This is a genomic window from Achromobacter sp. SD115 (genome assembly GCF_017355315.1).
Lineage (GTDB): Bacteria > Pseudomonadota > Gammaproteobacteria > Burkholderiales > Burkholderiaceae_B > Achromobacter > Achromobacter xylosoxidans_B.
Genome location: NZ_JADIJM010000007.1, coordinates 52,451 through 73,001, shown reverse-complemented (window position 1 = coordinate 73,001; position 20,551 = coordinate 52,451). Strand labels below are relative to the sequence as shown.

General features: G+C 67.4%; 21 protein-coding genes. 10 read left to right on the top strand and 11 right to left on the bottom strand.

Annotated elements, in window-relative coordinates; genetic code table 11:
* Positions 1-309: 309 nt before the first annotated feature.
* Positions 310-1,758 carry a CoA transferase gene (locus tag IPU70_RS12140; RefSeq protein WP_207467831.1) on the bottom strand — a complete coding sequence of 483 codons (1,449 nt, stop codon included), beginning with the start codon at positions 1,756-1,758 and terminating at the stop codon, positions 310-312.
* Between the two features lie 295 nt (positions 1,759-2,053).
* Here IPU70_RS12140 and phrB point away from each other — a divergent pair, with 295 nt between their 5' ends.
* Together phrB and IPU70_RS12130 are read left to right on the top strand one after the other, a co-directional pair.
* Positions 2,054-3,472, top strand: a complete 1,419-nt coding sequence (gene phrB, locus IPU70_RS12135; protein WP_207467564.1) for a deoxyribodipyrimidine photo-lyase — start codon at positions 2,054-2,056, stop codon at positions 3,470-3,472.
* A 143-nt stretch (positions 3,473-3,615) separates the two neighbouring features.
* On the top strand, positions 3,616-4,587 hold the full coding sequence (locus tag IPU70_RS12130) for a PAS domain-containing protein (RefSeq protein WP_207467562.1): 972 nt from the start codon (positions 3,616-3,618) through the stop codon (positions 4,585-4,587).
* A 47-nt stretch (positions 4,588-4,634) separates the two neighbouring features.
* Here IPU70_RS12130 and IPU70_RS12125 read toward each other — a convergent pair whose 3' ends face one another.
* Positions 4,635-4,967 carry a tetratricopeptide repeat protein gene (locus IPU70_RS12125; protein ID WP_013393503.1) on the bottom strand — a complete coding sequence of 111 codons (333 nt, stop codon included), beginning with the start codon at positions 4,965-4,967 and terminating at the stop codon, positions 4,635-4,637.
* A gap of 271 nt (positions 4,968-5,238) precedes the next feature.
* Here IPU70_RS12125 and IPU70_RS12120 point away from each other — a divergent pair, with 271 nt between their 5' ends.
* Together IPU70_RS12120 and IPU70_RS12115 are read left to right on the top strand one after the other, a co-directional pair.
* Positions 5,239-6,444, top strand: a complete 1,206-nt coding sequence (locus tag IPU70_RS12120) for an MFS transporter (protein WP_207467560.1) — start codon at positions 5,239-5,241, stop codon at positions 6,442-6,444.
* A 14-nt stretch (positions 6,445-6,458) separates the two neighbouring features.
* The gene (locus tag IPU70_RS12115) at positions 6,459-6,950 is read left to right on the top strand and encodes a glutathione peroxidase (protein ID WP_013393501.1); all 492 of its coding nucleotides are present in this window, start codon (positions 6,459-6,461) and stop codon (positions 6,948-6,950) included.
* A 7-nt stretch (positions 6,951-6,957) separates the two neighbouring features.
* Here IPU70_RS12115 and IPU70_RS12110 read toward each other — a convergent pair whose 3' ends face one another.
* Positions 6,958-7,425 (bottom strand): Lrp/AsnC family transcriptional regulator, encoded by a 468-nt coding sequence (locus tag IPU70_RS12110; RefSeq protein WP_013393500.1) that lies wholly within the window; start codon positions 7,423-7,425, stop codon positions 6,958-6,960.
* Between the two features lie 123 nt (positions 7,426-7,548).
* Between IPU70_RS12110 and IPU70_RS12105 the strand changes: the two genes are divergently transcribed.
* The 6 genes from IPU70_RS12105 (at position 7,549) to IPU70_RS12080 (ending at position 11,703) form a co-directional block, all read left to right on the top strand.
* Complete coding sequence (locus IPU70_RS12105) at positions 7,549-8,454, top strand: DMT family transporter (RefSeq protein WP_207467558.1); 906 nt, start codon at positions 7,549-7,551, stop codon at positions 8,452-8,454.
* A 140-nt stretch (positions 8,455-8,594) separates the two neighbouring features.
* On the top strand, positions 8,595-9,296 hold the full coding sequence (locus IPU70_RS12100; RefSeq protein WP_207467556.1) for a glutathione binding-like protein: 702 nt from the start codon (positions 8,595-8,597) through the stop codon (positions 9,294-9,296).
* 10 nt (positions 9,297-9,306) lie between these two features.
* The gene (locus IPU70_RS12095; protein WP_207467554.1) at positions 9,307-9,771 is read left to right on the top strand and encodes a GNAT family N-acetyltransferase; all 465 of its coding nucleotides are present in this window, start codon (positions 9,307-9,309) and stop codon (positions 9,769-9,771) included.
* Between the two features lie 30 nt (positions 9,772-9,801).
* Entirely contained in the window at positions 9,802-10,077 is a 276-nt protein-coding gene (locus tag IPU70_RS12090; protein WP_013393496.1) for a lipoate protein ligase C-terminal domain-containing protein, read from the top strand.
* On the top strand, positions 10,074-10,850 hold the full coding sequence (locus IPU70_RS12085; RefSeq protein ID WP_207467552.1) for a biotin/lipoate A/B protein ligase family protein: 777 nt from the start codon (positions 10,074-10,076) through the stop codon (positions 10,848-10,850). The genes IPU70_RS12090 and IPU70_RS12085 overlap by 4 nt, the downstream gene beginning before the upstream one ends.
* A 34-nt stretch (positions 10,851-10,884) precedes the next feature.
* Positions 10,885-11,703, top strand: coding sequence for an RsiV family protein (locus IPU70_RS12080; RefSeq protein WP_207467550.1), 819 nt, complete (start codon positions 10,885-10,887; stop codon positions 11,701-11,703).
* A gap of 197 nt (positions 11,704-11,900) precedes the next feature.
* Here IPU70_RS12080 and IPU70_RS12075 read toward each other — a convergent pair whose 3' ends face one another.
* From IPU70_RS12075 to IPU70_RS12040, 8 genes are all read right to left on the bottom strand, one after another.
* The gene (locus IPU70_RS12075; RefSeq protein WP_207467548.1) at positions 11,901-13,010 is read right to left on the bottom strand and encodes a porin; all 1,110 of its coding nucleotides are present in this window, start codon (positions 13,008-13,010) and stop codon (positions 11,901-11,903) included.
* A 386-nt stretch (positions 13,011-13,396) separates the two neighbouring features.
* Positions 13,397-14,686: a Glu/Leu/Phe/Val dehydrogenase gene (locus IPU70_RS12070; RefSeq protein WP_207467546.1), complete on the bottom strand. Its 1,290-nt coding sequence runs from the start codon at positions 14,684-14,686 to the stop codon at positions 13,397-13,399.
* Positions 14,687-14,986: 300 nt separating this feature from the next.
* Positions 14,987-15,934 (bottom strand): formimidoylglutamase, encoded by a 948-nt coding sequence (hutG, locus tag IPU70_RS12065; protein ID WP_207467544.1) that lies wholly within the window; start codon positions 15,932-15,934, stop codon positions 14,987-14,989.
* Positions 15,931-16,689, bottom strand: a complete 759-nt coding sequence (locus IPU70_RS12060; RefSeq protein ID WP_162470892.1) for an amino acid ABC transporter ATP-binding protein — start codon at positions 16,687-16,689, stop codon at positions 15,931-15,933. The genes hutG and IPU70_RS12060 overlap by 4 nt, the downstream gene beginning before the upstream one ends.
* 47 nt (positions 16,690-16,736) lie before the next feature.
* Positions 16,737-17,405, bottom strand: a complete 669-nt coding sequence (locus IPU70_RS12055; RefSeq protein WP_013393489.1) for an amino acid ABC transporter permease — start codon at positions 17,403-17,405, stop codon at positions 16,737-16,739.
* Entirely contained in the window at positions 17,402-18,145 is a 744-nt protein-coding gene (locus IPU70_RS12050; RefSeq protein WP_013393488.1) for a transporter substrate-binding domain-containing protein, read from the bottom strand. Before IPU70_RS12050 ends, IPU70_RS12055 begins: the two co-directional genes overlap by 4 nt.
* Before the next feature lie 71 nt (positions 18,146-18,216).
* Positions 18,217-18,963 carry an IclR family transcriptional regulator gene (locus IPU70_RS12045; protein ID WP_207467542.1) on the bottom strand — a complete coding sequence of 249 codons (747 nt, stop codon included), beginning with the start codon at positions 18,961-18,963 and terminating at the stop codon, positions 18,217-18,219.
* 182 nt (positions 18,964-19,145) lie between these two features.
* Complete coding sequence (locus IPU70_RS12040) at positions 19,146-20,510, bottom strand: amidase (protein ID WP_242702448.1); 1,365 nt, start codon at positions 20,508-20,510, stop codon at positions 19,146-19,148.
* Positions 20,511-20,551 lie beyond the last annotated feature (41 nt).

Genomic DNA, 20,551 nt, shown 5'->3' with positions numbered 1-20,551 from the left:
CGACATGCTATTTATATGACTGCTGATATCAATATGTAATTTATTGAATCAACAACAGAAAACCTGAATACCAGATCACTCCGCGCACAGCGGACGCCAGGCAGGACTAGCGGGGGAAAAGGCAATGGAGGCGGTTCAGGCATGGCTGAACGCGGGAAACGCGGGTCGTGTCGAACAGACAACGCCCAGCGGGCCGTGTTACGGCGCTTGGGTCAAAGTGGGACGGAACCGTAGAAGCATCCCCGGCCCGGAGAGGCCGCCCGCCCCTGAAGCAAGCGCCTCATGGCGCGCTGGAGCGCGCCCGCGGCCCTAATTGAACGGCCAGACCGGAGGATGGGTACCCGGCGGGCTGGACGGACGGGTCCAGCGGGCCGGGGTTGCCGAGAACTGCGCGGCGTGCCGCAAGGCCACCAGTTCCCCGAAACCGGAGGGCTCGGTTTCCAGCAAGCCTTCGAAGCCCGGCATCGGACAGGCCAGGCCGCCCTCGACCCGGCCCAGGCCGCGCAGCCAATGCGCGGTTTGCGCCAGCGACACGCGCACATGCCAGCTGCCGCCTTCGGTCGCCTGCCGCGCCAGCGCGACCTGCGCGCCGAAGGCCATCAGGTAGCCCGAGACGTGATCCAGGATCTGCAAGGGCATGGGCTTGGGTTCGTCCTGGCCCGCAGCCTGCGCCTCGGCATGATTGAAGCCGGTGGCGGTCTGCACCAAGGAATCGAAACCGCGGCGACCTGCCCAGGGACCTTTGTCGCCATAGGCCGACAGCGACACGTAGACAATGCCAGGGCGGATGCGCGCCGCGTCCTGCGGGCCGAAGCCCAGCGCGGCCATGGCGCCGGGGCGGTAGCCCTGTACAAACACGTGCGCACTGCGCAACAGGTTGCCCAGTGCGATGCGGCCGTCGGCCGTATCCAGGTCGGCCTGCACGGACAGCTTGCCGCGGCTGGTGTCGATGATGTTGTCGATGTTGGGCAGGTGCGGCGAGTTCAGCAGCATCACGTCGGCGCCGTACGCGGCCAGCGCCCGTCCGCATACGGGACCGGCGATGATGCGGGTCAGGTCCAGCACGCGGATGTCCTTGAGCGGCCGGGCGCCATTGCCGTACTTGGGCAAGGGCCGAGGATCGGCCTCGCCGATGCGCTCGATGGTCAGCAAGGGTTGCGCGGCCACCGCCGTGGCTTGCGGATGGCGGTCCCATTCGTCGAAGCTGCGCATGGCCGCCACCGGCAAGCCCGCATCGGCAGCCACCTGTTCGAAGTCCAGGGCCTTCCAGCGGCTCAGGGCGCGCTCCACCGTTGCGCGGGAGGTGTCTTCACCGACAGGACAGCCCAAAAGCGCCAGGGCGCCATCGCGGTGATGGGCGAAATTGGCGTGAATGCGGACCCAGCCGCCGTCGCCGCAGCGGTACAGGCCGGTGATGGGGTCCCAGGGATTGGGGGTGACGCCGTTGATGGTGTAGTGGCTGCGGCACTCCTGCGCCGCATGCAGCATGTCGACGCCGACCTGCTGCCTGGCGCCGCCGCGCAAATTCCAGATTTCGGCCGCGGCCAGCGCGGCCGCGGCCATGCTGGCCTGCGCCGCCGTGCCGACGGCAAAGGACGTTGGGAGTACCGGGTCGGCGCCAGTCAACACCACGTGGTCCAGCGAGTCATCGGGCAGATCCACCGAGCGCCAGAGCTTTTGCAAAACGTCGCGGGACGAATTGCCTGCGGGTGTGCGGCCCCTCAGAAAAGACGGGCGTAGGTCCATCAGATTTCCCATAGCGTTCATCTTGCTCTAGTCGTTTATCTGAATTACATGGCGGGGCCCAGGCCGCGTCAATATACCCGGCGTGCCAGCGTGTTTCATGGTTTGACCGCGAAGCGCCGCGATTGGGCCGCGCCGCGCGAATTCCCCTGCGAGGCCCGCTGCGCGGGCCTCTGCAGGCAAGGACACATCTACTCGTAGTTTTTACATCGTCTTCCAAGCGCGCCCTGCCGGCGCGGCCGCGCGGACGGCGCAATATAGAATGCCAGCCTCGCCGGCCCGCGCGCCGCCCTCCTGCCCTGGACCGCCCATGAACACGTTGCTCTGGCTGCGCACCGACCTGCGCGCGCACGACAATCCCGCCCTGGCCGCGGCCGCCGAAGCCGGCACGGTCACCGCCCTGTTTCTGGCCGCGCCCGGCCAATGGCGGCTGCACGGCGACGCGCCGGCCAAGGTCGATTTCTGGCTGCGCAATCTGCGCGAACTATCGCGGGAACTCGGCCGCCTGGGCATTCCGCTGCGGCTGCTGGCCGTGCCTGACTGGAGCGACGCGCCGGATGCGCTGGCCGATTTCTGCCGCACCCACGCCATCGGCCAGGTCCACGCCAACGCCGAATGGGCCGTCAACGAGCGCCGCCGCGATGCCGCGGTCGCGGCCCGCCTGCAAAGCCAGGGCGTGGAGTGGACGCTGCATCACGGCGCCTCGCTGCTGCGGCCCGGCACCGTGCTGACCGGCAAGGGCGAGTGCTACCGCGTCTATACGCCGTACGCGCGGGCCTGCCGCGAACGCCTGCGTACGGCGCCGCTGCGGGCGCTGCCCGCGCCGCGCGCCCAGACGCCGCCGCCGTGGCCGGCGGACCCGCTGCCCGCGGCCTTCGAGGGTTTCGAGGCACCCGCCGCCCCCGTGCGCGCGCTGTGGCCCGCCGGCGAGGATGCGGCCAGCGAACGGCTCGAAGCGTTTGCCGATGGCGTCATCGACGCCTATCAGGAGCAACGCGACTTTCCCTCGCTGCCCGCCACCAGCTGCCTGTCGCCCTATCTGGCGGCGGGCGTGCTGTCGCCGGGCCAGGCCCTGCGCGCGGCGCTAGCGGCCAATCACGGCGAAGTGGACGGCGGCAAGCGCGGCGCGGCCACCTGGATCAACGAGCTGCTGTGGCGCGAGTTCTACCAGCATCTGTTGGCCGCACACCCTGCGCTGTCCATGCACCAGCCCATGAAGCCGGAGACCGCCGCCGTACCCTGGCGCGATGCGCCGGACGACCTGCGCGCCTGGCAGCAAGGCCAGACCGGCATTCCCATCGTCGACGCGGCGATGCGGCAGCTTCTGGCGCTGGGCTGGATGCACAACCGTCTGCGCATGGTGACGGCCATGTTCCTGTCCAAGAACCTGCTGATCGACTGGCGGCTGGGCGAAGCCTGGTTCATGGCGCAGTTGGTGGACGGCGACCTCGCCGCCAACAACGGCGGCTGGCAATGGAGCGCGTCCACGGGCGCGGACGCGGTACCCTACTTCCGCATCTTCAATCCGTTGTCGCAGTCGCGTAAATTCGATCCCGCCGGCGTGTTCCTGCGCGAATGGCTGCCGGAACTGGCGCATCTGGACAGCCGCGCCATCCACGATCCCAGCCCGATGGAGCGCGCGGGGGCCGGCTATCCGCTGGCCATCGTCGATCTGGCCCAGAGCCGGCTGCGCGCGCTGGAGGCGTTTGGTGGATTGCCCCCCGCCTGAGGCGCTCCGCCCGAGGCACCCGGCCTCGGCGGCACGCGAGAACGGCGTGGGCGCCGCTTGACCTAGGTCAACGCCGATTCCTGCCGCGTCCCGGATGATCGGTCTGCGACTCCCCGCCAACGCCGATCGCAGGACGACACAGCATGCGCGACCATCCGCAGGTCCACGACCAGGAATACACGCTGCACGACGAGCAGTGCCTCATCACGCGCACCGACGCGCGCGGCCGCATCATCTATGCCAACCCCGCGTTCCTGGAGGTCAGCGGCTACACGCAAGCCGACCTGATGGGCAAAGGCCATGACACCATGCGCCATCCCGACATGCCGCTGGCCGCCTACGACGACCTGTGGCGCACCATACAACGCGGCAAGTCCTGGACCGGCGTGATCAAGAACCGGCGCAAGCATGGCGGCCACTATTGGTCGCTGGCCAGCATCACCCCGGTGATGGAGCGCGGCGTGACCGTCTGCTATGCCTGCGTGCGCGTCAAGCCGACGCGCGCCCAGATCGAGACCGCCGACAGCGCCTACCGGCGCCTGCGCACCGGCATCACGGGCGGCTTGCGGCTGAGCGCGGGGCGGATCCTTCCGGGAGGCTTGCTGGCGCGCTTGCGCGACTGGCGTGCGGCCGGCGTACGCACGCGCATGCTGACCTGGGCGGGGCTGTCGTCCGCATTGTTCCTGGCCGCAGGCGGCTTCGCGCTGCACGGCATGGCGGCCAACCTGGATGGTGAACAACTGGCCCTGGCGGCCGCCGTGCTGGCCGGCGGCTCCAGCCTGATCTTCGCATCGGGCTGGGCCTACGCCCGCACGCTTTCCGGCTTGTTGGCCACCGCCACCGACTTCACGCGGCAGATCGCCGCCGGCAATCTGGGTACGCCGCTGGCGCCCGGCAATCCCGACGATGAAACCGGCGCGCTGCGGTTTTCGCTGGAGGCCACGCGCAGAAACCTGGTCGGTCTGGCCCGCGATGTGCACAGCGGCATTGCGGACGCGCCGGAAACGGCGGCGGAGCGCGGCGTGCAGCCCGCCGGGACCGAGGACCTGCGCCACGCCATCGAAGTGTTCCGGCTCGCGCGCACCCAGCCGCTGCCCGCGCGTCAGGCCAGCTAGGCCTATTGCGGGAATGCCCCGCGCAACGTTTGCCGCGCCGTGCGCTTTCAGCCGCCGGCCGCGGCTTCCTTGTCCAGGCGCTTGATGAACACCTGCAATTCCTTCACCACCTGTTGATCGCCGCGCGCCTGCGCGGCCTGCAGGCCCGACTCCCAGGCGGCGCGCGCGCCGCTCTTGTCGCCCTGTCCCAGGCAGGCCTTGCCCAGCCATTTCCAGGCCACCGAATAGGCGGGATCGAACGCCAGCGCCGCGCGCAGATGGGGCTCGGCGTCGGCGAAACAATCCTGCTCCGCATAGGCCTTGCCCAAGGAGAAACGCAGCAGCATATTGTCCGTGCCCTTGGCCAGCATCGCTTCCAGGCGTTCGATCATTCCTTCCATTGCCAATCTCTCCTACAGGCGCGCGCATTTCGATCCGATGCCACATGATAGGACGGTCGCTTGCGAATCCGGGCAATGGCCCCGTGCGGCGCAAGCCCTTGGCGGCGCGGCAGCCGGCGCAGGACATGGCCCCGACGGCGCCCCAAAACCCCGGGTATACCCTTATTTGCAATAGGGCCTTCCGCAAGCGCCCGCGCCACGCTGTCCTAGAATTCCGCCCTTGCCTCTTCTTTGCCGCCGGACCTTCCCCCAATTGCCGGCCTCCTCTCCCATGCCCCTGCACCTCATCGCACTTGCCGCTGCCGCTTTCGGCATCGGCACCAGCGAGTTCGTCATCATGGGCCTCCTGCCCAACGTCGCCGCGGACTTGCAGGTCAGCATCGACGTCGCCGGCCTGCTGATCACCGGTTACGCCATGGGCGTGGTGATAGGCGCGCCCATCATGGCCATCATCACCGCCAGGCTGCCGCGCAAGGCCACGCTAATCGGGCTGGCCAGCACCTTCGTGGTGGGCAACCTGCTGTGCGCGCTGGCGCCGAACTACGGACTGCTGATGGCCGCGCGCGTGTTCACGGCGTTCTGCCATGGCGCCTTCTTCGGCCTGGGCGCCGTGGTGGCCGCGGACCTGGTGCCGCGCAACCAGCGCGCCAGCGCCATCGCGCTGATGTTCACGGGGCTGACGCTGGCCAACGTGCTGGGCGTGCCGTTGGGCACGGCGCTGGGCCAGGTGGCCGGATGGCGCTCGACCTTCTGGGTGGTCAGCGGCATCGGCTTGGCGGCCGTGGCGGCGCTGGCCGCCTGGCTGCCGGCGCGCATCCCCATGCAGCCCGGCAACATCCTGCGCGAATTCAAGGTGCTGCGCGACGTGCGCGTGGTCTGGCCGCTGGCCGCCAGCGTGCTGGCGTCCGCCGCGCTGTTCTGTGTGCTCACTTACATCGCGCCGCTCTTGCGCGAAGTGACCGGCGTGTCCGAGCGCGGCGTGACCGGCGTGCTGCTGCTCTTCGGCGTGGCGCTGACGGTGGGCAGCACCTTGGGCGGCAAGCTGGGCGACCGCAACCTGGAACTGTCGCTGCGCCGCATTTTCCTCGGCCTGCTGCTGGTGTTCCTGGCGCTGAGCCAGGCCATCCACGCCTTGGCGCCCATGCTGGCCGTGACCTTCATCTGGGGCGTGCTGGGCTTTGCCGTGGTGCCGTTGCTGCAGATGCTGATCGTGGACCAGGCAGCCGACGCGCCCAACCTGGCCTCGACCCTGAACCAGGGCGCGTTCAACCTCGGCAATGCGGGCGGCGCCTGGCTGGGCAGCCTGGCACTGGGCCATGGCCTGCCGCTGACGGACCTGCCCTGGATGTCGGCCGGCATCACCGCCGCCGTCCTGCTGCTGACCTTGTGGGGCACGCGCTACTACGGCCGCGGCGCCGGGGCTACACTCGCTGGACAACAAGCCGGTGCGCTGACGCCCTCGCGTTCGGACGCCTGATCCAAGGAGCACGCATGAGCACCCTCTACGATTTCTCCGCCCGCGCCATCGACGGCACGGAACAGTCCTTGGACACCTACCGCGGCCGCGTGCTGCTGGTGGTGAACGTGGCCTCCAAGTGCGGCTTCACGCCCCAATACACCGGCCTGGAAGAGCTCTACCGCTCGTTCCACGACGACGGTTTCGCCGTGCTGGGCTTTCCCTGCGACCAGTTCGGCCACCAGGAACCCGGCGACGAAGCCGAGATCCGCAATTTCTGCAGCACGCAGTACGACATTACCTTCCCGCTCTACGCCAAGATCGACGTCAACGGCGACGGCGCCCATCCGCTGTACCGCTGGCTCAAGGGCGAAAAGCCCGGCGTCTTCGGCACCGAGGGCATCAAGTGGAACTTCACCAAATTCCTGGTGGGCCGCGACGGCCAGGTCATCAAGCGCTACGCGCCCACCGACACGCCAGCCGGCATCCGGGACGACATCGAAAAAGCGCTGTCCGCGCCGGTCTGAGCGGGCTTCATCGCAGCGGCGGCAGCCGGCGGCGCACCGTGTGCGCCTTGACGATGGCGGTGTTGGTTTCCGCGAACTCGGTCACGCGCTCCAGGATGCCGTCCAGGTGCGAGATCGAGCGCAGCACCACGCGGGCGATGAAGCAGTCGTCGCCCGTGACCTTGTCGCACTCGACGAATTCCGGAATCTGCTGGATCAGGCCTTCCACGTGGCGCAACTGCCCGGGCAAGGGACGGATGCGGACGATGGCCTCCAAGGTGTAGCCCAGCGCCACCGGGTCCACGTCCAGGGTATAGGCGCGGATCACGCCCGACTCTTCCAGCCTGCGCAGGCGGTCCGCCACGCTGGGCGCGGACATCCCGACCTGGCGCGCCAGGTCGGCCGTGGTGGTGCGGGCGTTGGCCGTCAGCGTCTCCACCAGACGGCGATCGATACCATCCAGGACCGGGTTTTCACTTTTTAGGTCGTTTTGCATAAATTCCACCTAAACAAAGGTTTCGGAATCGATTCACCACATCATGATCATATAACCAGCGTGATCCGCCTGGGATAATTTCTCCATCGAATATCGTGGCCGCGAGGCCCCTGGAGAACCCTCATGAACCCCTCATCAGAACGCGTGGGCCTGGCCCAGATGGCCGCCGCGATGACCTTGTCCGGCACCCTCGGGGTGTTCGTGCTGGAGTCGGGCCAGAGCGCCTGGAACGTGGTTTTCTTCCGCTGCGTGTTCGGCGCCCTGTCGCTGTTCCTGTATTGCTGGGCGCGCGGCCTGCTCAAGCCCGGCCTGTTCACCGCCCGCACGCTGGCGCTGGCCCTGGCGGCCGGCGCCGCGCTGGTGCTGAACTGGGTGCTGCTGTTTTCTGCCTACCGGCTGGCGTCCATTTCGCTGGCCACCGCGGTCTATAACGTGCAGCCGTTTTTCCTGATCGGCCTGGGCGTGCTGTTCCTGGGCGAACGGCCCACGCGCGGCAAGCTGGCGTGGTCGGTGCTGGCCTTTGCCGGCCTGATGCTGGTGCTGCGCCTGTCCGACGCCGGCGGCGCCGATGGCCGCGCCTATCTGTCTGGGCTGATGCTGGGGCTGGGCGCGGCGGCGCTCTATGGGGTCACCGCCATCATCGTCAAGCGGCTCAAGCACATTCCGCCCCAGGTCCTGGCACTGGTGCAGGTCACGCTAGGCGCCGTGATGCTGCTGCCCATGGCGGACTTCAACGCCCTGCCCGCCGCGCCGCTGCAATGGGGCTATCTGGTTGCGCTGGGGTTGATCCATACCTGCCTGATGTACATCCTCATGTACTCGGCCATCCAGAAGCTGCCGACCACCTCCACCGCCGCACTCAGCTTCATCTATCCTGCCGTGGCCATCCTGCTGGACTTCGTGGTCTACGGGCATCGCATGGACGCCACGCAGATCGCCGGCGTGGCCATGATCTTCGTGGCGGCGGCGGGCGTCAGCCTGAACTGGACCTGGCGCATGCCTGGCCGGCCGCGCGCCGGCGCGGCCTGAAAACCGGCTGACAGGCCGGGGAACGCCCAAGGGACAAATCCGTACCCGCCCCCCGGTTATTGGGGCCGCCGCGAACCCGGCCCCGCTATCATGGCTTTTCCCTGCGCCGGCCGCCGCCGGCGCAACGCACAGGACATCCCATGATCGATCTCTACTACTGGACCACCCCCAACGGCCACAAGATCACGCTGTTCCTCGAAGAAACCGGCCTGCCCTACAAGATCCATCCGGTGAACATCGGCCGCGGCGATCAGTTCAAGCCCGAGTTCCTGGCCATCGCCCCCAACAACCGCATTCCGGCCATCGTCGACCAGGCGCCCGCTGGCGGCGGTGCGCCGATTTCCTTGTTCGAGTCGGGCGCCATCCTGCTGTATCTCGCCGAGAAGACCGGCCGCTTCCTGCCCGCCGACCTGCGCGGCCGCGCCGAAGTGTCGCAGTGGCTTTTCTGGCAGATGGGCGGCCTGGGCCCCATGGCCGGCCAGAACCACCATTTCTCGGGCTACGCGCAAGAGCGCATCGCCTACGCCATTGACCGCTACGTCAAGGAAACCAACCGCCTCTACGGCGTGCTGAACAAGCGCCTGGCGGACCGCGAATTCGTCGCCGGCGACTATTCCATCGCCGACATGGCGGCCTATCCCTGGATCGTGCCGCACGCCAAGCAGGGCCAGGACCTGAACGACTTTCCGCACCTGAAGCGCTGGTTCGACGCCATCGCGGCGCGCCCCGCCACGCAGCGCGCCTATGCGCTGGCCGACACCATCAATACCGCGCCGTCCGTCGGCGACGAGGAATCGCGTCGCATCCTGTTCGGCCAGACCGCTCAGAACGTCGCGCGCTGAAGGAGCCGCCATGCCCGACCCGCAACTGGTTTTCCGCCGCGCTCGACTGGGGGATCTGCCTGGCATCGTCGCCCTGTTGGCCGACGACGAACTCGGCGCCACGCGCGAGAATCCCGCGCTGCCGCTGGACCCGCGCTATGCTGCCGCCTTTGCCGCAATCGGCCAGGACTCCAATCAATTCCTGGCCGTGGTCGAACAGGGTTCGAACCTGGTCGGCTGTTTGCAGTTATCGTTCATACCCGGCCTGTCGCGGCTGGGCCAGTGGCGCGGGCAGATCGAGAGCGTGCGCATCGCCTCGTCGTCGCGCGGCGCCGGCCTCGGACGCAAGATGTTCGAATGGGCGATCGAGCAATGCCGCATCCAGGGCTGCAGCCTGGTGCAACTGACCACCGACCGCGCCCGGCCCGATGCGCGCAGGTTCTATGAAAGCCTGGGCTTCAAGGCCAGCCACGACGGCATGAAGCTCAGCCTGTAGTTTTTGGCACTGATACAGCAAGGAGCGCCCATGCATGGCGAATACAAAGTCCCCGGCGGCAAACTGGTCGTCGCGGATCTGGAAGTGCGCGATGGCCGCCTGGCCGACGTGCGCATCAGCGGCGATTTTTTTCTTGAACCGCCCGAGGCCCTGGACGCCATCAATAGCGGCCTGAACGGCCTGCCGGCCGACGCCGGCGAACTGGAACTGGCGCTGGCCGTGCAATCGGCCCTGCCCGCCGATGCCGAAATGTTCGGCTTCTCGGCCGAAGCCGTCGCCGTGGTGCTGCGGAGGGCGCTGGCATGACGCGCACCGACTGGAACGACTACGACTGGCAACTGATCCATGAAGGGCCGCAAGACCCGGTGCTGCACATGGCGCTGGACGCCGTCATCACTGATGAAGTCGGCGCCGGCCTGCGCCCGCCCACCCTGCGCATCTGGGAATGGGCCGCGCCCGCGGTCGTGATCGGCCGCTTTCAATCGCTCAAGAACGAAGTCGACCCCGAAGGCGCGCACCGCCACGGCATCCAGGTCGTGCGCCGCGTCAGCGGCGGCGGCGCCATGTTCATGGAACCCGGCAACTCCATCACCTATTCGCTCAGCGCGCCTCAGGCGCTGGTGCACGGCATGAGCTTCCAGGAGTCCTACGCCTTCCTGGACGCCTGGGTGCTGACCGCCTTGCAGGGACTGGGCATCAAGGCCTGGTACCAGCCGCTCAACGACATTGCCTCCGACATCGGCAAGATCGGCGGCGCTGCGCAAGCCCGCCGCGGCGGCGCGGTGCTGCATCACGTCACCATGTCCTACGACATCGACGCGGATAAAATGGTCGAAGTCCTGCGCATCGGCCGCGAGAAGCTGTCGGACAAAGGCACCACCAGCGCCAAGAAGCGCGTCGACCCTTTGCGCACCCAGACCGGGCTGTCGCGCGAAGTCATCATCGGCCGCATGGTGGAAACTTTTGCCGGCCTGCACCGTCTCACCCCGGGGCAGATAGGCAGCGACACCCTGGCCCGCGCGCAGGCGCAGGCGGCCGAGAAGTTCGCCACGCCCGAATGGACCGGCGTGGTGCCTTGAACCGCCCGGCACCGATTTTCTGGAGGTAGTTTCAATGCGTCGCACATTCACGCCGCAAGGCGCGATAAGCGGTCTCATCCTGGGCGCAGCCCTGCTGGCGCTGGCGGGCTGCAGCAGCACGCCGCCGGCCGACATCACGCTGGCCACGCAGGGCCCGGCCTCGGCGTCCACGCCGGAAAAAGTCGGCGACCTGTCCACCGAGCGCATCAAGTGGGCGTCTAGCAAACCGGGCTGCGAGGGCGACTGCCCGCGCATCGAAATCGACAGCGTCGCCTTCCCGGGCATCCCCAAGCTCACCGCGCTGGTGGACCACGTGCTGGCCTACATGACCGGCACCGATGCCAACCGCCGCGGCCCCTACGACACGCTGTCCGAGTACACGCAGTACTTCTGGTCGGTGGCGCGCGCGCGCGACGCCACCTATTTCAAGGCCAGCGTGAAGGACACGGTGGGCGACATCGTGGCGGTCGAACTACATACCGAACAGTTCCTGACCGGCGCCGCGCATGGCATCCCCGCCACCCAGTACCTGAACTGGGAGCGCAGCCATGGCCGCGTGATGAGCCTGGAAGAAGCGCTGATACCGGGTCGCCATGCGCAATACGTGGCGGCGTTGCGGCAGGCGCATGCCAAATGGCTGGCCAGCAATCCCGATGCGCGCCGCGATCCGGCGGCCTACAACAAGATGTGGCCGTTCCAGGAAAGCGACAACTACGCGCTGACGCGCGACGGCATCGTGGTCAAGTACGACGCCTATTCCATCGCGCCGTACTCGCATGGCGAACCCGAGCTGAGCATTCCCTATTCGGAACTGCGCGGGATCCTGAAGCCTGAACTGCTGCCTGCCGCATAAGCCGCATGCGGGAACGCCCGCGGTCTACGCGGGCGTTCGGTACGGCATCAAACCGGGGTTCGGTTGAGCGGACTGAGGATGGAGCTAGGGAGGTGGCCGCTTTTTTCGCGTCTGTGGCCGGGTAAGACGCCCAGTCCGCTCAGTGCAACCGCGGCGGCAGGGCGACGCTGACGCGCCGCCCTTGCGCGCCTTGCGTCTTAGAAGCGGTGACGCACGCCCACCATGGCCACGGTGCTCTTCACGCCGTCGGTGAACGCGAAGTTGGTGGCATACGAACCCAAGGCGTACAGATTGGTGCGCTTGGACAGGTTGTAGGTGTAGCCCAGGCTGTAGATGTTCATGGTGGCGTCGTCGCCGGTCAGCTTGGTGCTATCCGTATCGGCGCGCTGCCACGAAGCCAGGATGTTGCTGGCGCCGCCGATCGGCACGCTCAAGCCCACCAGGTAGGAGTTGGCCTTGAAGCCCGACACCGCCACGTTGGTGCCGAAGCCCTTGGCTTCGGGGCTGCCGCTGCCGAAGGCGTTGGCGCCCTGGCCGGTGAACCAGCCGTCGCGCGTCTGGCCGTAGGCCAGCGCCAGCTTCAGCACTTCGAAGTCGTACGAGCCGCCGATCATCCACGACTTGGGCGTGGCGTCGGTGTTCAACTGGTTCGCGGGGTTCAGCTGGTCATAGGTCAGCGCCACGTTCACCGGGCCGCTGACATAGCGCAGGCCGGCCGTGATGGCGCGGGTGTTGTCGGCGGTCTTGAAGCCGGTTTGCGCGGCGGTCGTGTCGGCGGCGTTGAACGAGTAGCCGATGCCGAACTGCACGCCGCTGAACGACGGCGTCGAGTACTGCACCATGTTGTCGTAGCGGACCGTGTTGGCGGCGCTGAAGGCCACGCCAATGTTGGCCTGGCCGTAGCTGCCGCCGAACGGATCGATCGCGGCGAAGTACTTCGAGGCGATGTTGGTCTGGCGGCCCAGTTCCAACAGGCCCCACGAGGTGCTCTTCAGGCCGATGGTGGCTTGGCGGCCGAACAGGCGGCTGCTCTGGCCCGACGTGCCGTTGGCCGAGTTGAAGCCGCTTTCCAGCGTGAACACGGCGCTCAGGCCGTCGCCCAGGTCCTCGGCGCCGCGCAGGCCCCAGCGCGAACCGCTGGACACGCCGTTGACCATGCCAACCTTGGACTCATGGTAGCCATCACCCTTGATGCGCTGGTAGCCGATACCGGTGTCGATCAAGCCGTACAGCGTCACCGAGGTCTCCGCTTGCGCCGTTGCGCCGAACGCGGCCAGCATGGCGGTGACGAACAAAGTCTTTTTCATTGCAAATTCCCATTGATTGAACAGACATGCGCATCCGGGCTGGCACGCATCGCGTGCGGCGCGCCCGGCGCATGGCAGGAACGGATTCTAGGGACGCAATATGTCAGTTCTGGTTACGCAAGTTGGGAAATCCCCTAGGCCGTGAAAAAGGCGCTGAATGTCGCGCCATGCCGACAGCCCGCCAGCAAGGCCACGGCACCCGCAGGCCTGCAATGTCGATGTGCTATTCATGCGCGGTGCGCGTGCGGACGCGCAAATGGAAATCGCCCCTTGCGGGGCGATTTCCGTTTTTGCCACCGGCCATGCCAGACAGGCGCGGCCGGGGCGGTTCTTGTCTCCCTGCCCTCCTCGGCGCGGCGTCCAGGGACGCCCCGCCGTATCGGGTATCAGGGGTACAGGCCGCGCACCTGGCGCGCTTGCAGGATGCGCGTGCAAGCGACGATGAACGCCGCCGTGCGCAGCGTGACCTTGTGTTCCTTGGCCACTTGCGACACCGAGGCGTAGGCTTCGCGCATCAGGCGTTCCAGGCGCTGGTTGATCTCGTCCTCGCTCCAGAAGAAGCTGGAGAAGTCCTGCACCCATTCGAAGTAGCTGACCGTCACGCCGCCGGCGTTGGCCAGCACGTCCGGCACCACATAGACGCCGTGTTCGGCCAGGATGTCGTCCGCTTCGGGCGTGGTCGGGCCGTTGGCGCCTTCCACCACGATCTTCGCGCGCACCTTGGCGGCGTTGGCAGCGGTGATCTGGCTTTCCAGGGCGGCCGGGATCAGGAATTCGGTTTCCAGCGTCCAGAACTCGTCGCGGTCCATGGCCTGGCCGCCGGAGAAGCCGCCCACGCCGCCATGCTGCGATACGTAGGACAGCAGCTTGTGCACGTCCAGCCCTTCGGCGTTGTGGACGGTGCCGGTGTGGTCCTGCGCGGCGATGACCTTGGCGCCGGCTTCATGGAACAGGCGGGCAGCGGTGCCGCCCACGTTGCCGAAGCCCTGCACCACCACGCGCGCCTTGGACACGTCGATGTTCAGGTCGCGCGCGGCTTCGCAGCCCACCACGAACACGCCGCGGCCGGTGGCCTCGACGCGGCCCAGGCTGCCGCCCAGCGCGATCGGCTTGCCGGTGACCACGCCGGTGGCAGTGGCGCCTTCGTTCATGGAGTACGTGTCCATCATCCAGGCCATGGTCTGGGCGTTGGTGTTCACGTCAGGCGCCGGGATGTCCTTGGAGGGTCCGATGATGACGCCGATTTCCGAGGTGTAGCGGCGCGTCATGCGCTCGAGTTCGGAAGCGGACAGCTTGCGCGGGTCGACCCGCACGCCGCCCTTGGCGCCGCCATAGGGCAGGTTCACCGCGGCGTTCTTGATCGACATCCAGGCCGCCAGCGCCATCACTTCGGAGAGCGTGACGTCCTGGTGGAAGCGCACGCCGCCCTTGCCGGGGCCGCGCGAGGTGTTGTGCTGGACGCGGTAGCCCTCGAAGTGGGCGATGCTGCCGTTGTCGAGTTCGATCGGCACGTCGACGATCAGGGAACGCTTGGGGCGCTTCAGGGTCTCGACCCAACGCGCCAGCGAACCGAGATACGGGGTGACCCGGTCGACTTGCTGCAGGTAGTTGCCCCAGGGGCCGAGGTCCTCGGCGTTCAGATAAGACGGCAATGCGTGGGTGGGAGTTTGAGACATGAGCTGGCTCTCCTGACAAAGTTGCGCCATTTTATCCACGAAAGTCATATCGTCCCCATTTAAAACAAAAATATTTTAATTAGGGACGCATTACTGTTGCGACGATTGAACGGGCCGCAAACCGAAGCCTGATGCTGCCCTTATCCTAAGCCGCCAAGCCGGCAGCGTCCAGCCTGCCAGCCATAAGCCGCAAGCCCTGCCACCCGCCATAAGGGGGATGAAAAACGGGGCGGTTTCCTGCCAGGAAACCGCCCCGCCTGATCCTGCCCCCCCCCATCCGAAGGATGAAGGCGGGTCCGCTCAATCGCTCAACAACTGCCAGGCAAGGCGCGCCGCCGCCCGCGCGCCATGACCGTCCTGGTCGTAGCGTGGATTGAACTCGGCCATGTCGGCCAGTCGCAACTTGCCGCTGGCCTTGACCCGCAGCACGATTTCCTCGATCACCGTCAGCGGCACCCCATAGGGCGCCGGCGCCGACACGCCCGGCATGACCGCCGCCGGCAGCACGTCCAGGTCTATGGTCAGGTAGACGTGCCGCGCCCGCGCCAGCAAGGCGTCGACGTTGGCCAGCCGGGCCGCCAGATGGCGCTCCTGCATGTCGCGGTCCTCGACCCAGATGGCCCCGACTTCGGCGGCGCGCGCGTACAGCGCCGGCGTGTTGGCCAGCCGCGATACGCCCAGGCAGGCGTATTGCAGGGCCCGGCCGCGTTCCTCGCAAAAACGCGAGATCTGGTCGAACGGCGTGCCGGAACTGCCGGGCCGCCCGGTGCGCAGGTCGAAGTGCGCATCCAGGTTCAGCACCAGCACGGGCTCCGTGTCGCCACGGGCATCCAGCCAGCGCGCCAGGCCCTGGAAGCTGCCCCAGGCGATCTCGTGGCCGCCGCCCAGCACCAGCGGTCGGGCGCCCTGCTCCATCAGTTCGGCCACGCGCAGGCCCAACTGCTCCTGGGCGTCCTCGAGCCGGTCGCCCTCGCAGGCCACGTCGCCGGCGTCCAGCAGGCGCGTGAGGCCGTGCGCCGGAAGGCCCGCCAGGAACTTGCGGATGACTTGCGGGCCTTCGGCCGCGCCGATGCGGCCCTGGTTGCGGGCCACGCCGGCGTCGCAGGCAAAGCCCAGCAGCACCGCCTCGCCCTTGCGGGCCTGGCCGGCGGCCGCTTCGACGATATGCGCCAGGCGGCGCGTGTCGCCTTGTTCGGCGCTGTCGTCGCGGGCCTTCCACAGGCTTTTGTCGAATTGCGCCACGCTCATGCCGCCCCCTGCCCCGCGCTCAGCACCGCCTGCAGGAACTCGCGGGTACGCGCCTCGCGCGGCTGGGTAAAGATCACGTCGGGCGAACCGGACTCCAGGATCACACCGCCGTCCATCACCGCCACCATGTCGGCCACGTCGCGGGCAAAGCCCATTTCGTGCGTGACCACCATCATGGTCATGCCTTCCTTGGCCAGCAGCTTCATGACCTGCAGCACTTCGCCCACCAACTCCGGGTCCAGCGCCGAGGTCGGCTCGTCGAACAGCATGACCTTGGGCTGCATGGCCAGGGCGCGGGCGATGGCCACACGCTGCTTCTGCCCGCCCGACAGGCTGGCGGGCATGGCCGACATCTTCTGGCCCAGGCCGACCTTGTCCAGCAGGTCCGCGGCCAGGGCATGGGCTTCTTCGCGGCCCATGCCGCGCAGCTTGCGCGGACCGACCGTGACGTTGTCCAGCACCGACAGGTGCGGGAACAGGTTGAAGCCCTGGAACACCATACCCACCTGCATGCGCAGCTGGTTGAGTTCGGCTTCGGGCAGCAGCTTGCCGTGGTCCAGCAAGGTCTGGCCGCAGATGTCGATGGTGCCGGCTTGCGCCACTTCCAGGCCGTTGCAGCAGCGCAGCAAGGTGCTCTTGCCCGAGCCGCTGGGCCCGATCACCACCACCACCTGGGACGGCAGCACGTCGAAGTCGATGCCGCTCAGGACCTCGTGGTCGCCGTAGGATTTGCGCAGGCCGCGGATGCGGATCATTTCTTGCGGGTCCGCGGCCCGGGCCGCAGCAGAGTTCATTGCGGAGTTCATTGCACCATCCCCCCCGCGCGCAGGCGGTGTTCAACCTTGCGCAGCACCAGCATGGTGGCCGTGGTCAGGATCAGATAAATCAGCGCCACTACCAGATAGGTTTCCAGCGAGCGATAGGACACGCTGATGATCTTCTGGCCTTCATGCATCAGGTCGTGGATCGTCAAGAGCGACACCAGGGCCGAGTTCTTGATCAGCGCGATGAATTCGTTGCCCAGCGGCGGGATCATGCGCACCACTGCCTGCGGCAGCACGATGATGCGCATGGCCTGGCCGGACGACATGCCGAGCGAGCGCGCCGCCTCGGTCTGGCCGCGGTCCACCGACTGGATCGCGCCGCGCACGATTTCCGACACGTAGGCGCCGGAGTACATGCCCAGGCCCAGCACGCCGCAGGCGAACGCCGGCAGGGTGATGCCGAAGTGCGGCAGGCCAAAGAACCAGATGAACAGCTGCACCAGCAAGGGCGTGCCGCGGAACAGCAGCAGATAGACGCTGCACAGGTTGTAGATGACGTAGCGCTTCGGGTTGAGGCGCCCCACGCCCACCAGCAGGCCGATGACGCAGGCCAGCAGCAAGGCGCCCGCGGTCACCTCGACGGTGACCACGGCGCCATTGATCAGCGCGCCGAAGTCGGCAAAGACGGGAGAAAAATCCAGGTTCATTTCGCGGGAGCCTCGAACCACTTGTTGACGATGGCCTGGTAGCTGCCGTCGGCCTTGAGCTTCTGCAGCGCGGCGTTCAGTTCACGGGTCAGCTCGGGCTTGTTCTTGGGCACGGCGATGCCGTAGTCCTCGGTGGTGATCTGGTCGTTCAGCACCGTCAGGTCAGGCGTGCTCTGGGCGAACAGCTTGGCGGCGGGCTTGCCCGTCACCGCGGCTTCGGCGCGGCCGATCTGCACCAGGTTGAACATCTCCTGGTTCTTCTCGACTTCCACGCGCTGCACCGCCGGGTAGTGTTCCTTCAGATAGTTGACCGACTTGGTGCCCACCTGCACCGACACCTTGCGGCCGTCCAGATCCTTCAGCGTCTTGACCGGACCGTCCTTCTTGGTCATGACGACCAGGCCGCCCGCGTAGTACGGGTCGGTGAAATCCACGACCTTGGCACGCTCGGGCGTGATGTAGATGGCCGACACGGCGATGTCGGCGCGGCCGGCCTGCAGGGCGGGAATCAGGCCCTTGAAGTCGATGTCGATCCATTCGACCTTCTTGCCCATGGCGCCGGCCAGGGCTTCCACCAGTTCGATATCGAAGCCGGTGCGCTTGCCGTCCTTGACGAACTCCATCGGCGGGAAAGTCGCGTCGGTCACGGCGCGGATGGTTTCCTGGGCGAACGCCGGACCGGCGCTCCAGGCGAGGCCCAGCGTCAGGGCGGCGGTCAGCAGTGTGCGGCGAGTGGTCATGGTGGGTCCTCTAAGGAATATGGATACGGCGGTCGGATGGGTACGGTGGAGCGTGGGAGAAAAAAGTGCTCTCAATGAGCCTGCAACTTCGCCGAGATGCGCCGGGCCGCGGCCACGGTCATTTCGGTCAATGCCTCGGGCCGTTGGGCGGCCCGGGTCGAAGGCGCCATCAGCGTGATCGAGGCCACGGCCTGATTGGCGCGTTGAAAGATCGGCACGCTCACGCCCCAGACGCCGGCGTCGACCTCGCTGTCGGTCATGGCGTAGCCCTGGGCGCGGATGGCTTCCAGCTCGAGCCCAAGGCGCCCGGCGTCCACGCCGGCCTCGGCCGCCAGATACGTCAGCGCAGCCTGCAGGCGGGCCAGCGGCATGAAGGCCAGCAACGACTTGGCGGAGGCTCCGCGCGCCAGCGGCAGGCCGCGCCCCTTGGTGAAGGAGCAGCGCAGCGGATGCTGGCTTTCGATCATGTCCAGGCACACCGCCTGGTCCTTGACCGCCACCAGCAAGCCTATGGTTTCGCCGGAGGCGGCGGCCAGCGCGGTCATGTCGGGCTGCGCTTCGTGGATCAGGAACGAGGACTGGTCAAAGCCCCAGGCCAGTTGCACGCACAACGGGCCGGGACCGTATTCGCCGTCGTGCTCGGCGACGAAGCCCCAGCGCTTGAGCAGCGCCACCTGCCGGTACAGGGTGCTTTGCGCCAGGCCGGTCTGCTCGGCCAAAGCGGCGATGCTGAGGGGGCCGTCATGCCTGGCCAGGGTGGCCAGCACATACAGCACGCGATCCGCGCCTGCCCCGACTGAGTGATCCGCTTTCAACATTTGGCTCCAAGCTAACGGAGCGCAGATTATCAATTTATGGTTCTTCAACCACTTTTTATTCCCGAATACTGAGAATGACTGGGGAAAACCCCGAATAGCCGACGCAAAAAAGGCGCCCGAAGGCGCCGAAGAATCCGCCGCGCCCCGGCGGTGCGCGGTGGATCAAACCCGGCCCGGGCCGGTCAGGCCTGGTGGGCGGTAGAGCCCAGGATGCGCTCCGCGCAACGCGCCCAGTACAGCAGCCGCGCGTCCTCCTTGACGAAACCGACCATCTGGAAGCCCAGCGGCAGGCCGTTGGGGCCGCGCGCCACGGGCAAGGTGATGGACGGGTTGTGCAGCAGCGACCAGATGCGGATGAAAGCCGAGCTGCCGGTGGAGCTGGCAAGCGGCGCTTCGCCCAGCGTGGAAGGCATAACCACGGCGTCGACCTCGCGCGCGGCGTCGTAGAAGGCGCGGCGGCAGGCGTCGGCGGCGTCCAGCGCCCCGGCGTAATCGGCCGCGGACAGCCCTTCGCCCATGGTCAGGTAATCGATCAGGCCCGGATCGCACAGCGCCGCGTGGTCGCGCTTGATGGCCGCGTATTCGCGCGCCAGGTCGTAGGCCATGATCACGTCCTGCGCCTCGCCCATGGTGTCGAAGGCCGGCGGCATGGCCAGTTCAGTCACCTTCACGCCGGCGGCCGACAGCGCGCGCAGATTGGCTTCGAAGCTCTCGCGCATGCAGGGTTCCGTATCCGTCCAGTCCTTGGGACGCCACACGCCCAGGCGGAAATCGCTGCGCAACGAGGACGCCGGATCGTAACGGGGATCGCCCGTGAAGGCGCGCATGAACAGCGCGGCGTCGTCGACCGAACGCGAGATGGGTCCGATCACGTCCAATACCCGCGAATAGCGCCGGATGGCCACATAAGGGATGGCGTCCAGCGTGGGCTTGAAGCCCACCGCCCCGCAGAATGCCGACGGCCGCAGGATGGAGCCCGCCGTCTGCGTGCCGATGGACAGCGGCGCCATGAAGTCGGCAACCGCGGCCGCCGAACCCGCCGAGGACGCGGCCGGCGTGCGGCTCAGGTCGTGTGGGTTGCGCGCGGGGCCGGGCAGCATGATGGCGTGGCGCGACACGGTGTTCTTGCCCAGCAGGTTGAAGCCCAGTTCCTGCGCCTGCGTCACCACGGGCGCGTCGGCCTCGGGCTGGCGGCCCGGAAAGATTTCGGGGTCGCCCAGTTCGGTCGGCATGGCCGCCGTGTCGATGGTGTCCTTGATGCCCAGCGGCACACCGTCCAGCGCGCGCCGCCGGCCATGGCGGTCCCATTCGCGGGCGCGGGCCAGCGCGCCTTCGGCGTCCACCCGGACCCAGGCCTTGACGCCGCCGTTGCGTTCTTCGATGCGGTCCAGGCAGGCGCGCGCCCAGGCCTCGCAGGTCAGTTTGCCCTGCTCCAGCGCGGCCAGGCCCTCGGTGGCGGTAAGGGCGGCGATGGCGCCGGGCGCGGGGCGGCGCGCAGCGGATGCCGGGGAAACCATGGTTTCGGAAGTAGGCAAGGAAGTAGGCAAAGTACGGCTCCTGCAAAGCATCATGGAAAAGTAGACTTGCC

Coding starts and splice junctions, on each gene's coding strand:
- IPU70_RS12085 (WP_207467552.1), top strand. CDS start 10,074: ATGACGCGCACCGACTGGAACGACTACGACTGGCAACTGATCCATGAA.
- IPU70_RS12080 (WP_207467550.1), top strand. CDS start 10,885: ATGCGTCGCACATTCACGCCGCAAGGCGCGATAAGCGGTCTCATCCTG.
- IPU70_RS12060 (WP_162470892.1), bottom strand. CDS start 16,689: ATGATCCGCATCCGCGGCCTGCGCAAATCCTACGGCGACCACGAGGTC.
- IPU70_RS12070 (WP_207467546.1), bottom strand. CDS start 14,686: ATGTCTCAAACTCCCACCCACGCATTGCCGTCTTATCTGAACGCCGAG.
- phrB (WP_207467564.1), top strand. CDS start 2,054: ATGAACACGTTGCTCTGGCTGCGCACCGACCTGCGCGCGCACGACAAT.
- IPU70_RS12095 (WP_207467554.1), top strand. CDS start 9,307: ATGCCCGACCCGCAACTGGTTTTCCGCCGCGCTCGACTGGGGGATCTG.
- IPU70_RS12110 (WP_013393500.1), bottom strand. CDS start 7,425: ATGCAAAACGACCTAAAAAGTGAAAACCCGGTCCTGGATGGTATCGAT.
- IPU70_RS12120 (WP_207467560.1), top strand. CDS start 5,239: ATGCCCCTGCACCTCATCGCACTTGCCGCTGCCGCTTTCGGCATCGGC.
- hutG (WP_207467544.1), bottom strand. CDS start 15,934: ATGAGCGTGGCGCAATTCGACAAAAGCCTGTGGAAGGCCCGCGACGAC.
- IPU70_RS12125 (WP_013393503.1), bottom strand. CDS start 4,967: ATGGAAGGAATGATCGAACGCCTGGAAGCGATGCTGGCCAAGGGCACG.
- IPU70_RS12115 (WP_013393501.1), top strand. CDS start 6,459: ATGAGCACCCTCTACGATTTCTCCGCCCGCGCCATCGACGGCACGGAA.
- IPU70_RS12075 (WP_207467548.1), bottom strand. CDS start 13,010: ATGAAAAAGACTTTGTTCGTCACCGCCATGCTGGCCGCGTTCGGCGCA.
- IPU70_RS12140 (WP_207467831.1), bottom strand. CDS start 1,758: ATGGGAAATCTGATGGACCTACGCCCGTCTTTTCTGAGGGGCCGCACA.
- IPU70_RS12050 (WP_013393488.1), bottom strand. CDS start 18,145: ATGACCACTCGCCGCACACTGCTGACCGCCGCCCTGACGCTGGGCCTC.
- IPU70_RS12045 (WP_207467542.1), bottom strand. CDS start 18,963: ATGTTGAAAGCGGATCACTCAGTCGGGGCAGGCGCGGATCGCGTGCTG.
- IPU70_RS12100 (WP_207467556.1), top strand. CDS start 8,595: ATGATCGATCTCTACTACTGGACCACCCCCAACGGCCACAAGATCACG.
- IPU70_RS12090 (WP_013393496.1), top strand. CDS start 9,802: ATGCATGGCGAATACAAAGTCCCCGGCGGCAAACTGGTCGTCGCGGAT.
- IPU70_RS12130 (WP_207467562.1), top strand. CDS start 3,616: ATGCGCGACCATCCGCAGGTCCACGACCAGGAATACACGCTGCACGAC.
- IPU70_RS12055 (WP_013393489.1), bottom strand. CDS start 17,405: ATGAACCTGGATTTTTCTCCCGTCTTTGCCGACTTCGGCGCGCTGATC.
- IPU70_RS12105 (WP_207467558.1), top strand. CDS start 7,549: ATGAACCCCTCATCAGAACGCGTGGGCCTGGCCCAGATGGCCGCCGCG.